Origin of the sequence: Rhodanobacter sp. AS-Z3 (genome assembly GCF_029224025.1) — a bacterium.
Lineage (GTDB): Bacteria > Pseudomonadota > Gammaproteobacteria > Xanthomonadales > Rhodanobacteraceae > Rhodanobacter.
Genome location: NZ_CP119392.1, coordinates 1,262,108 through 1,274,177, shown reverse-complemented (window position 1 = coordinate 1,274,177; position 12,070 = coordinate 1,262,108). Strand labels below are relative to the sequence as shown.

Annotated in this window: 10 protein-coding genes and 1 tRNA gene; 6 read left to right on the top strand and 5 right to left on the bottom strand. The window is 63.3% G+C overall.

The genetic code is table 11. The features are described 5' to 3' along the window. Positions 1–36: 36 nt before the first annotated feature. A tRNA-Gly gene (locus PY254_RS05405) sits at positions 37–110 on the bottom strand. Positions 111–353: 243 nt separating this feature from the next. On the opposite strand from PY254_RS05405, the gene PY254_RS05400 reads away from it, so the two are divergent. The 3 genes from PY254_RS05400 to PY254_RS05390 all read left to right on the top strand — a co-directional run bounded on the left by PY254_RS05400 (position 354) and on the right by PY254_RS05390 (position 5,398). Next, complete coding sequence (locus PY254_RS05400; protein ID WP_281014455.1) at positions 354–2,540, top strand: DUF6600 domain-containing protein; 2,187 nt, start codon at positions 354–356, stop codon at positions 2,538–2,540. Between the two features lie 151 nt (positions 2,541–2,691). Beyond that, positions 2,692–3,402: a tRNA (guanosine(46)-N7)-methyltransferase TrmB gene (gene trmB, locus PY254_RS05395; RefSeq protein WP_281014454.1), complete on the top strand. Its 711-nt coding sequence runs from the start codon at positions 2,692–2,694 to the stop codon at positions 3,400–3,402. A gap of 154 nt (positions 3,403–3,556) precedes the next feature. Beyond that, positions 3,557–5,398 (top strand): SLC13 family permease, encoded by a 1,842-nt coding sequence (locus PY254_RS05390; RefSeq protein WP_281014453.1) that lies wholly within the window; start codon positions 3,557–3,559, stop codon positions 5,396–5,398. A gap of 33 nt (positions 5,399–5,431) precedes the next feature. On the opposite strand, the gene PY254_RS05385 is transcribed toward PY254_RS05390, so the two are convergent. Then, positions 5,432–5,788, bottom strand: coding sequence for a Rieske (2Fe-2S) protein (locus PY254_RS05385; protein WP_281014451.1), 357 nt, complete (start codon positions 5,786–5,788; stop codon positions 5,432–5,434). Positions 5,789–5,865: 77 nt separating this feature from the next. Between PY254_RS05385 and PY254_RS05380 the strand changes: the two genes are divergently transcribed. From PY254_RS05380 to PY254_RS05370, 3 genes are all read left to right on the top strand, one after another. Further along, positions 5,866–6,141: a hypothetical protein gene (locus PY254_RS05380; protein ID WP_281014450.1), complete on the top strand. Its 276-nt coding sequence runs from the start codon at positions 5,866–5,868 to the stop codon at positions 6,139–6,141. A gap of 67 nt (positions 6,142–6,208) precedes the next feature. Next, positions 6,209–7,144: a drug/metabolite exporter YedA gene (gene yedA / locus PY254_RS05375; RefSeq protein ID WP_281014449.1), complete on the top strand. Its 936-nt coding sequence runs from the start codon at positions 6,209–6,211 to the stop codon at positions 7,142–7,144. 145 nt (positions 7,145–7,289) lie between these two features. Continuing rightward, on the top strand, positions 7,290–8,678 hold the full coding sequence (locus PY254_RS05370; protein WP_281015161.1) for a short-chain fatty acid transporter: 1,389 nt from the start codon (positions 7,290–7,292) through the stop codon (positions 8,676–8,678). Positions 8,679–8,785: 107 nt separating this feature from the next. Here the strand turns inward: PY254_RS05370 and PY254_RS05365 are convergent, their stop codons facing one another. From PY254_RS05365 to PY254_RS05355, 3 genes are all read right to left on the bottom strand, one after another. Continuing rightward, entirely contained in the window at positions 8,786–10,078 is a 1,293-nt protein-coding gene (locus PY254_RS05365; protein WP_281014448.1) for an ABC transporter permease, read from the bottom strand. Positions 10,079–10,207: 129 nt separating this feature from the next. Further along, positions 10,208–11,368 (bottom strand): ABC transporter permease, encoded by a 1,161-nt coding sequence (locus tag PY254_RS05360; RefSeq protein WP_281014447.1) that lies wholly within the window; start codon positions 11,366–11,368, stop codon positions 10,208–10,210. A 10-nt stretch (positions 11,369–11,378) separates the two neighbouring features. After that, on the bottom strand, positions 11,379–12,065 hold the full coding sequence (locus PY254_RS05355) for an ABC transporter ATP-binding protein (protein ID WP_281014446.1): 687 nt from the start codon (positions 12,063–12,065) through the stop codon (positions 11,379–11,381). Positions 12,066–12,070: the final 5 nt, after the last annotated feature.

Below are 12,070 nucleotides of genomic sequence, written 5' to 3'. Positions count from 1 at the left end.
TCGTTGGAAACTCGGGGATCGATGAGGCTACGGGAATGGAGCGGGTGAAGGGAATCGAACCCTCGTCAGTAGCTTGGGAAGCTACAGCTCTACCATTGAGCTACACCCGCGTTTGACCGGCGGATGGTAACCCGGGATTCGCGTGCTTGGAAAGCTGCGCAGCGGCGAAATCACCTCGTCCGACCGGCTGCGGTGCCGCCGCGCCTGCCCGTGGAAACGACACAACGCGTGCTGAACGGTCGCGCGCACATACTCGGTGCGACGTCATCGGCTGCTGGACAATGCGCGTTGACAGCAGCATGACGAACGTTCGCCCTGATCCAGCCTCATACGCACTCCCCAAGGAGAGTCGCATGCCCAGGTTTGCCGAGTTTTCTGTTTCGTGGCGCCAGCACTGGCGTGTGTTCGCCATGTTGCTGCTTTGCCTGTTCGCCGGTCTGGTGCAGGCACAGTCCGATGCCGATGACAGCGCCGATCCGCCGACTCGCGTGGCGCGGCTGTCTTACATCGGTGGCGATCTCGGCTTTCTGCCCGCCGGCGCGAAAGACTGGAGCGACGCCAGGATCAACCGTCCGCTGACCAATGGCGACAAGCTCTCCAGCGCGGCCGGTGCGCGCGCCGAACTGGAGTTCGGTGGAGGCACGTTGCACATCGACGGAAAGACAGACCTGGGCCTGCTCGACCTCAATGAGCAGATCGCCCAGCTCGAGCTGACCCAGGGCAGCCTCAGCATCAGCGTGCGCCAGCTCGGCGACGGCGAAAGCTACGAGATCGATACCCCAGCCGTGGCACTGGTGATCGATCAGCCGGGCACCTTCCGCGTCGACGTCGACCCACGCGATGGCAGCACTCGCGTGTCCGCACTCGATGGCGCTGCCACGGTGTTTGGCGAAAACAATGCGCAGCGTTCGATCAACCCCGGTCGCAGTTACCGTTTTTCCGACTCCAGCCTGAGCATGGTGACGATCAGCGGGATCAACCGGGGCGACGCCTTCGATCGCTGGGCCAGCGAGCGTGACAATCGGTATGCCGAGTCGAACAGTCGTCAATACGTTTCCGACGACGTGGTCGGTTATCAGGATCTGGACCAATACGGTGGCTGGCAGGACGGCAGCGAATACGGCGCGGTGTGGTACCCGCGGAATGTCGGTTCCAACTGGGCACCGTATCGCAACGGCCACTGGGCCTACATCGCGCCGTGGGGCTGGACCTGGGTCGACGATGCACCCTGGGGCTATGCGCCCTACCACTATGGCCGCTGGGCCTATACCCAACGTGGCTGGGGCTGGATTCCCGGGCCGCGCGGTGCACGCGCGATCTACGCCCCTGCGCTGGTCGCCTTCGTCGGCGGTGGCGGCTGGTCGGTCGGCATCGGCGGCACGCCGGTGGGCTGGTTCCCGCTGGGCCCGGGGGAAATCTACAATCCTTGGTATCACGTGGGTCGTCGCTATTACACCAGCGTGAACATCAACATCTACAACGGCCGTTCGAGCCGCGGACACGACCCGCGCCACGATTTCGACGATCACTACAACCGCTACCGTCGTGGCGACTTCGACCGCGACAATCATTACGCCAACCGCCAGGCACCGCGCGGCTTCACCGCCGTATCCAGCCGCAGCTTCGGCGACGGCCACAACGTGCAGCAGAATCTGGTTCACGTCGACCCGCGCAAATTGGCCGACGCGCCGGTGCGCAGCCGCACGATTGACCAGCTGCGACCCAGTGACCGTGGCGACCAGTCAGCATCCAGCCGCCACGTACGCAACCTGCCTGCCGGTGGCTTCAATCGCGAGGTGGTCGCGCGCCGCGCGCCGCCAGACAATCACGCCAATGCCATGCCGGCACGCAGCAACCGGCCGGGCGACTATTCGCGCGGAAGCGTGCGCGTGCTGGAACCAGATGAAGCGTCAGCGCAGTCATCCCCCAGCAACCGCAATGATGGCAACATGCGCCATCCATCAGATGCACGGCTGCCGGTTGTTCCAACGATCACCCCGGCAGGACGGAGCGGCCGTGAGGAGATGACCCACGACGACGGCGAACTGCGCTCTTCGCGCTTCGCCCGCCCCCGCAGCGGTAACGACATCGAACGCCGAGCGCCAATGCCGCGCTCGGACGCCAACGTCATCACTGCCAGCCCACGTGAGTCGTCGGCGAACGATTCACCGCCAGCTCCCTACAACCGTGAGCGTTACCAACGCGCATGGCAGCCGTCGCCAGCCATGCCAGCGGCCCGCACCGTCGCAGAACCGCAGCGCTTCGAGCGGCCGCAGCCGCAGTCACGCGTCGAGCGCCCCGAGCCACGCAGCGTCGAGCAGCCATCGTGGCGTGCCACACCACCGGCGGCAACGCATGAATACTCGCGCGAAATAGCTGCACCGCCACGTCAAAGCACGCCCGCGCCGCAAAACTACCAACCGCCCCAACGCATGATGCCGCCGCCGCGAGCCGAAACACCGCGGCCGCAACAAAGCACACCGCGCCCCGAAAACGGCAAGGACGTGGAACGGAAAAAGCGCTTCGAGCATCAGGACTGATTCCCGATGGCGCGCATGCTACACCGCCTGGGTGACCCAGGCAGTTCCCGCGGGATTCTGTGATAGCGCGGGATGGCCTCGAACTGGCCATCCCGCAATCGCTGTACCTGCCGGGCACGGCGATTGCGGCGCAAGGCTTTACAATAGGCGGATGCCCACGCCAGACGACGTCCACATTTCCGCTCCCTATTACATGCGCCGCATCCGCAGCTTCGTGCTGCGCGAAGGGCGCATGACACCGGCGCAGCAGCGTGCCTTCGACACCTTGTGGTCGCGCTTTGGCATTGACTATCGCGGCATCTCGCAAGACTTCGCCACACACTTTGCGCGCAGTGCGCCCTTGGTGATGGAGATCGGCTTCGGCAACGGTGAGGCGTTGGCATGGGCCAGCGAGCATGACCAGTCGCGCAATTTCCTTGGGGTGGAAGTGCACGGCCCCGGTGTCGGTCGATTGATGAACGCGCTGGCCGCTCGCGATGCCGGCAACGTGCGCCTTTACAAGCACGATGCAGTCGAAGTGCTGGAGAACGAGATCGCTCCCGGCACCCTGGCCGAGGTGCGGATCTGGTTCCCCGATCCGTGGCACAAGAAGCGCCACAACAAACGCCGGCTCATCCAGCCCGAGTTTGTCGCCTTGCTGGCCTCACGCATGGCGACGAATGGCTTGCTGCACCTCGCCACTGACTGGCAGCCCTACGCCGAGCACATGCTTGAAGTGATGGAAGCCGCACCGGCGTGGCGCAACCAGCTCGGCCCGGCGCAGTACGCCGAAAAGCCCGAGTGGCGTATCGAAACCCACTTCGAGCGGCGTGGCCTGAAACTGGGTCACGGTGTGTGGGACTTGCTCTACCGCAAGGCGTGATCGGCGCAACGCGCGTAGGCCACGATTCACCAGCAACCGCGCCAGCCCGCTTATACTCACGGGCATCCGCCCAGGGACGAATCGACAGCAGCGTGAAGCTTCCACTGCCCCGCCGTATCCACCGCAAACTGCTGCGTCGCAAGGACGTCAGCTGATGGCACTCTCGCTCACCCCAGAAATGATCCTGGTCCTGGGGCTGCTGGGCTTCACCATGTTGATGCTGGTGCTGGAGTGGATTCGCGCCGACATGGTGGCGCTGCTGGTGGTGGTGGTGATCGGGCTGACCGGGCTGATCCCGTCCGACCGCGTGTTCAACGGCTTCGCCGGCAACGCCGTGATCGCGATCATCGCCATCATGATCATGGGCGAAGGGCTGGACCGCGCCGGCGTGCTTACCTACACCGCCACCTTCGTGATGCGCATGGCGCGCGGCGCGGAATCGAGGCTGGGCATGGTGATCAACGTTGTCGCCAGCATGTTCAGCGCGGTAATTCCCAGTCAGGCGTTGGCCGCGCTGATGATTCCCGTCAGCAGCCGGCTGTCCGCGCGCACCGGCGTGCCGATTTCGCGACTGCTGCTGCCGATGGCGTTCTGCATCCTCACCGGCACCAACACCACGCTTATCGCGAACTCGCCATTGATCGTGCTGAACGACCTGATCGCCAGCGCCAACCTGAACCTTCCACCGGGCGCGCACACCATTGCGAAATTCGGCTTGTTCAGCGTCACCCCGGTGGGCCTGGCGCTGGCCCTGGTCGGCGTGGCGTATTTCTATTTCTTCGGCAGCAAGCTGCTGCCCGGACATGAGGATGAGCGACTGAAGGTGACGCCCGGGCGCACCGAAAGCTACTTCGCGGAAACCTACGGCATCGTTGGCGAGACTGCCGAGCTCACCGTCACCGCGGAAAGCCCGCTGGTCGGCATGAGCATCGGTGAAGCCGAGCAGCTATACGACGCGCCGCTGATCCTGGCGATCAAGAGCGGCAATGATTCGCGCATGGCACCGCCGGCCGATCACGTGATTTGGGTCGGTTCCGTACTCGGCGTGCTCGGCCCACGCGAGCAGCTCAACCAGTTTGCCAATAATCAGCTGTGCCGCTTGTCGACCCGCATGCGCCAGCTCGGCGAACTATTCAATCCGACCCGCGCCGGCATTTCCGAAGTGGTGATCCCGCCGGTGTCGCGCTTCATCAAGCATACGGTGGGCGAGCTGCGCCTGCGCAAGCGCTTCGGCATTTCCGTGCTGGCCGTGACCCGTGGCGACAAAGTGCTGCGCGACGACGTGCGCGGAGTCAGCTTGCGCGCCGGCGACACCGTGGTGCTGCATAGCAACTGGCGCGACCTGTCGCTGGCGGCCGAAGACAAGGACCTGGTCGTCGTCACCGACATCCCGAAAGAGCTGCAACGCCCCGGCAAGATCTGGCAGGCGGTGGGCTTCTTCCTGATGGCGCAGGGCCTGGCGTTGTTCACCAATCTCGACCTGTCGGTGTCGATGATGACTGGCGCGATCGCCATGCTGTTGACCGGCGTGCTGAACATGGACGAGGCGTACAAGGCGGTCAACTGGAAAACCATCTTCGTGATCGCCTGCCTGATTCCGCTGGGCTGGTCGATGGACGCCACCGGCACCGCCGCATGGATCGCGCAGCAGGTGCTGGTGCACCTGGGCAGTTCGGCACCGTGGGTGCTGCAACTTTGCCTGGCACTGCTCACGCTGTTGTTCTCGCAAGTCATGTCCAACGTTGGCGCCACTGTGATGATGGTGCCCATCGCCATCAGCGTCGCCGTTGCCACTGGTGGCAACCCGTCGGCCTATGCACTGATCGTGGCGGTATCCTCGTCCAACACTTTCCTGCTCAGCTCCGGCCATCCCGCGCTGATGATGATCACCGGCCCAGGTGGCTACAAGAGCAAGGATTTCCTGCGGGTTGGCATACCGCTGACCTTGCTGGTGCTGATTGTCACGCTGGTCGTGATCAACTTGATGTTTGACTGAAGCCACGCCTGGCAGACTGAACGCGGCGGCGGCTCAGGCAAGCCTTACCTCACCCTCGTCTACCTGCACCGCCACCGGGCGCAAATGCTCACCGCGACACGGCCCGCCAATACACAAGCCGTCGCCCTGATTGAACGTCGCACCGTGCACGGCGCAGATCAGGGTGCCATTTTTCAGCAGGAATTTCCCGGGGGCATAGTCGAGGCGGCGGCCAGCGTGCGGGCAGACGTTGATATAGCCTTGCACCTGCTCGCCACGACGCAGCAGGATCAGGCTTTCCTCGCCATCCACCAGCTGGGCATCGACCGCCGTCGCGCCGCCATCGGGAATGTCGTCGAGCCGGCACAGGGCGGCGAACTGCGACGATTCTGCGGGAGTAGATGGGTCCATCGGCACTTGTCTCGCGGGCCGGCAGGCCCCATGGTGTTGGCGTAAGTCGTTGATTTTAACACACGGATTTTTAACACATGTACTTTGCCCTGCCTTCCATGCGTCGCCCTCGCCATCCGCTCGCCCGCGCTCTGTCGCTGCTGCTGGGTGTGGCCGTGCTTGGCGTGCTGCTGGTATTCGGACTCGCGTTGGCCGGCGTGCTGCTGGTCGGTGGCATCGTGCTGCTGGCCGTGCGCCAGTGGAAGCGGGGGCATGCTCCAGCCACGCCGGCGTCATCTGGCGGCCACGCGCAGCCGGCCGTGCTGGAAGGCGAGTTCGTGGTGATCCAGCAGGGCCGTCCAGTCGCTCACTGAGCCATCCGGCAGGGGCGCCAACGGGGATGGCGATGGATAATGCGCCGTCCCCACACGATCCGCCCCCATGTCCGAGAACCTTGCTGCTGACGCGACTGCCACTTCGCGTAGCCTGAGCGATCACCGCGTGCTGATCCCGCTATCGCTGTTCGCGCTTTACGTGATCTGGGGTTCCACCTATCTCGGCATCCGCTTTGCGCTCGAAAGCTATCCGCCATTCCTGCTGGCCGGCATCCGCTTTCTCGGTGCCGGTGTCGCGCTGTACGGCTTTCTGCGCTGGCGCGGATTGGCCGCACCCACGCCACGACAGTGGGGCAACGCCACCTTCACCGGTTTGCTGCTGCTGGGCATGGGCAATGGTCTGGTGTGTTTCGCCGAAGAGCGGGTCAGCTCGGGCATCGCTGCGGTAGCCGTCGCCAGCATGCCGTTGTTCGCGGCGTTGTTCACCGGCATGTACGGGCAATGGCCGAGCCGCCGCGAGAGCGTAGGACTGGTGATCGGCTTCGTCGGCGTCATCGTGCTCAACCTCGGCAGCAGCCTGTCCGGTTCGCGGCTCGGTGCGCTGGCCTTGCTGACGGCGGCAGCGTGCTGGGCCTTCGGGTCGGCCTGGAGCCGTGGACGCGACATGCCGAAAGGGCCGATGAATACCGCCGCGCAAATGCTGACCGCCAGCATCGCGCTGCTCGCGTTTGGATTCATCAGTGGTGAACATCTGCCATCACACCCCGCCACGCGTGCCACGCTGGCCGTCATTTACCTCGGGGTGTTCGGCTCGATCATCGCCTTCAGCGCCTACCTGTATGTGCTGAAGCATGCGCGACCGGCGCTGGCCACCAGCTATGCGTACGTGAATCCGCCGGTCGCCGTGCTACTGGGCATCCTCGTCGCCGGAGAGCATCTGGGACCGTACGATTTACTCGGCATGGCGATCATCCTGGGCGGTCTGGTGGTGATCACGATGGCGAAGCAGAAGCGACAGGTTGCCAGCACTGCGTCTGCCTGAGCGGGATCAAAAGCGACCTGTTTTCTGACAGTCAGCAGCGTTCAATACGAGCTGGTTTCTTCTCGACTTGCCCAGCTCGCGCTGTCGCGTAACGATGCAGCGATAGCGCAAGGGGGAAGGCATGAGTGCAGAACGAGAGGGCTGGATGGCGCGTGCCGCGCTGCGCAGTGCGGCGTGGGCAGAGCGCTGGTTTCCGGATGCGTGGGTGTTCGCAGCGCTTGGCGTGGTGTTGGTGGCGCTGGCGACGTTCGCGTCCGGTGCGACCCCTGTCGCTGCCGTCGATGCTTTCGGCAACGGCTTCTGGAGCCTGATTCCGTTCACCATGCAGATGGCCTTCGTGGTGATCGGCGGTTACGTGCTGGCCACCGCGCCGGTGGTGGCGCGGTTCATCGATGTGCTGGCGCGGGCACCGCGCACGGGCCGGGGCGCGATAGTCTACATCGCGCTGGTGAGCATGCTCGCCTCATTGTTGAGCTGGGGTTTCTCACTGGTCTTCGGCGGCTTGCTGGTGCGCGCGCTGGCACGGCGCAGCGACCTGCGCATGGACTATCGCGCCGCCGGCGCGGCGGCTTATCTCGGGCTGGGTGCGATCTGGGCAATGGGCCTGTCGTCATCCGCGGCACAACTGCAGGCAAACCCGGCCAGCATGCCACCAGGGCTGCTGGCGATCACCGGCGTGTTGCCCTTCAGCCAGACGATTTTCCTGTGGCAGTCGCTGGTGCTGACCAGCGTGCTGATCGGGGTGTCGCTACTGGTGTGCTGGCTCACCGCGCCATCGGATGCGAATGCGCGCACCGCGCAGGATTTCGAGGCAATGGAAAGCGCGACACCTGCGTTGCCGCCGCGCACGCGACCGGGCGAGTGGCTGGAATACAGCCCGCTGCTGTCGCTGGCGATCGGTCTGCTGGGGTTGGGCTGGCTCGCTCACGAATTCGCCAGTAAACCCATTGTCAGCGCGATCGCCAATCTCAACACCTACAACTTTTTGTTCCTGACGCTGGGCATCCTGCTGCACTGGCGGCCACGCAGCTTTCTCGACGCCGTCCATCGCGCGGTGCCAGGTACGGCCGGCGTGCTGATCCAGTTCCCGTTGTACGGCGGCATCGCCGCGCTACTGACTCAGGTACCAGGCCGCGGCGGTGCAACGCTGGCACATCGCCTGTCACATTTGTTCGTGCAGGTCGCTGACACGGAGAGCTTCCCCGCCGTGATGGGCGCCTACTCCGCCATCCTCGGTTTCTTCGTGCCTTCCGGCGGTGGCAAGTGGCTGGTCGAAGCGCCCTACGTGATGCAGGCGGCGAACGACCTGCACGTGCATCTCGGCTGGGCGGTGCAGGTGTACAACGCCGCCGAGGCGTTGCCGAATCTGATCAATCCCTTCTGGATGCTGCCACTGCTCGGCGTGCTTGGAGTGAAGGCACGCGACGTGGTCGGCTACACCTTCATGCAGTTGCTGGCGCATGTGCCGCTAGTGCTGGGCATGTTGTGGTTGTTGGGGCTGACGCTGACCTACGTGCCGCCGGTGATGCCATGACTGGAAGCGCGTAGGAGCCCGCTGGCGGGCGATGTTTTTGATTTGAGTCCTTGCTGGGAACATCAAAAAGAGCATCGCCCGCCAGCGGGCTCCTGCGCGGGCTGTGGTCAGAGCTCGCGCAGCGCCGTAGTCACCGGCAGGCGCGCGGCCCGCATCGCCGGAAACAGGCCGCCGATGAAGCCGATGGCCAACGCCCACTTCAGGCCGGTCCACAACAACGCGGGCGTCACGCTGAATTCGAAACTGAGCTTGCCGACCGATCCGGCTGCCATCGTCGATGCGGTATAGCCGTTGAAAATCAACCAGGCCAGCAGGCCGCCAAGTACGCCACCGAGCAAGGCCAGCAGCATCGTCTCCAGCATGATCGCCACCACCACCGGACCGCCGCGAAAACCGATCGCACGCAGTGTGGCAATTTCGCGAGCGCGCGCCGCCACCGCGGCAAACATGCAATTGAGTGCACCGAAGATCGCGCCAATGGCCATGATCACGCCGACCGCGATGCCAATGCCCTGGATCATCTTGGAGGTGCCTTCGGACTGCTTGCTGAAGTAGTCGAGCGTGGTGCTGACGTCCACCTTTAGCCGCGGGTCGGCTTCAAGCGTCGCCTTGAACGCATCAAACGCCTGCGGACTGGTAAGTTTCACCGTAACCGAATTGCGGCTGCCACCGCGACGAAACACGTCGGACACCACATTCGCATCGGCCCACAACTCCGAATCCAGCGCGTCACCCGAGGCGAATTCACCCACCACGGTCCACACGTCATTGCCCAACTTGACCTGCTTCCCGACTTGCACACCAGCGAACTCGCGCTCAGCACCCTGGCCGATCATCAGCTCATGCAGACCGGGTTTGAACTTGCGCCCTGCAATGATCTTGACGTTCGGACGCACCTTCCATGCCTCCTCGCCAATGCCGCGCAACTGCACACTGCCGACATCATCCTCGGTGCCGCCTTTGAGCGGCAGGTTGGCGGCAACTACCAGTTCGGGCGAGGCAATCGGCTTGCCCTCGGAATCACGGGCAATACCGGCAGCCTGCGGAATCACCACCACATTGTCGCGCTCCAGCACCGACATCACTTCGGACGCGGAGGCGCCGCGCATCACGATGGCGGTATCGGCGCTGCCGGTCTTGCGTAGCGTCTCGCTGTAACCCTCGCCCATCGCCAGCAGCGCCACCAGCACGCCGACCACACCGGCAATGCCAATCACGATCACCGATGACGAGCCCATCCGCTGACGCAAGGTGCTGACCCCAACCGCCGTCACCGATGCCGATTGGCGGCCTTGTCGGGTCATGATCATCCAGACGGCGATGGCAACTGCGACGATAAGTGCTCCCCACCAAGCAAGAACAGACCAGAAATAGACTGAAAGCAAAATCGTGAGGATCATGCCCATGTCTATCAGGAGCTTGCGCAACTTGGGAGACTTTCGTGAGGCAAGGCCCAACACTGTGCCCATTACTCCACAGATCAAGATGACGATAAGAAAGCGAATTGAGTGGTTCATGTCGTGATCTCCTCAGCGTCCGGCCAATGCATCGACGATATTCAGGCGCATCGCGCGCATGGCAGGAATCACCCCCACCACCAGCCCGATCACCGTCATCAGCGTGATGCCAAGCAACCAGTTGCCCGCACCCACGGGTGGCAAGCCAAGCCCGCTGTTGGCGGCCACGACAGGAATCAGCAAAGTGGCGATGCCCAGACCTATGACGCCGCCGATCAGCAGCAGCAGCACCGACTCGGCCAGCACCATGCCGAGCACGCTGCCACTGGAAAAACCGATGGTCTTGAGCACGGCCAGTTCCGAAGTACGTTCACGCACCGCCATCATCATGGTGTTGCCCGACAGCAGCATCAGGGTGAAGAACACCGCGCCCATGATCGAACTGACGATCAGGCCGATGTCGGCCAACTGCTTGATGTAGTTCGCCGCCGTCGCCTGTTCGGTCTGCGTGCGGGTCTCGTGATCAGAGTTCGCCGAGATCGCGTCGATCGCCTTGGCGACGCGGTCGGACTGGTTCACATCGGACACGCGACTCACATACCAGCCCACCGAGCCACGGTTGTAGGGTGTGCTTTCATCGAAATACTTCCAGTGCAGCAGGATCAACTGCTTGAACATGCCGCCGGCGTTCTTGTCTTTCGGATGCAGGATGCCGACGATATCGAAGGTCCAGTTCTTGGTGCCATCACGGGTGGGGAAAATGGTCGACTGCAACGGCAAGCGATCACCTACCTTCCAGTGGTATTTCGCTGCCAGGTCCTCGCCGACCAGTACGCCGGTGCGGGTGTCGTCGAAGGCCTTGCGCTGACCCGGTGCCAGCTCGATCTCGGGAAACAGATCGAGATAGTTGGGGCTGACGGCAAAGCTGAAAATCTGATTGTGCGGGTCCTGATACGCACCACCAAACCAGTTGGCGTAGGCCACCGCCTTGACGCCATCCACCTTGCTGATCGGCAGTTCCAGCGACGACGGCAAGGTTTGGATGAACGACAGTTTTGATCCCGTCTGCAACCGTTCGGCGCCATTGGCACTCTTGCCAGCCTGGTCGAACGAAGTGCGCACGGCATCGAGCATGCCGAACAGCAGGAATGCCGCAATGATCGAAACCAGGGTGAGGATCGTGCGGGTCTTGCGCCGGAACAGCGCGGCCCAGATCAGGTGGAGATATTTCATGATCGCCTCCTCATGCCAGGGTCTGTTCGACCAGCGTGCCCTTGTCCAGATGCAAGGTATGGCTGGCGTACTCGGCGGCCTTCGGATCGTGGGTAACCATCACGATGGTCTTGCCATGGTCACGGTTCAACTGTTGCAGCAATCCCAGCACATCTTCTGCCGACTGGCGGTCAAGGTCACCGGTAGGTTCATCGCAAACCAGCAAGGCGGGATCGGAGACGATCGCGCGGGCAATCGCCACGCGCTGCTGCTGGCCGCCGGACAGTTCACTTGGCTTGTGACTGGCACGATCGGACAAACCCACCAGCTGCAACGCGATCGCGGCATTCTTCTTGCGCTGCGCGGCTGACAGTTTGGTCAGCAGCAGCGGCAACTCGACGTTGCGTTGCGCCGACAGCATCGGCATCAGGTTGTAGAACTGGAAAATGAAACCGACATTCGACGCGCGCCACTTTGCCAGTGCGCCGCTACCCAACTGATCGATACGCTGACCGCCGACGCTGATGCTGCCGGCGCTGGGTGTGTCGAGCCCACCGATCAGATTCAGCAGGGTGGTCTTGCCCGAACCGGACGGCCCCATCAGCGCAAGAAATTCACCCTCGGCGATGGCGAGGTTGACGTGGTGCAACACTTCGACCTTCTGCTTGCCGCGAACATAACTCTTGGCAAGATCCTTGATGTCGATCAACGTGGTCATGCGCG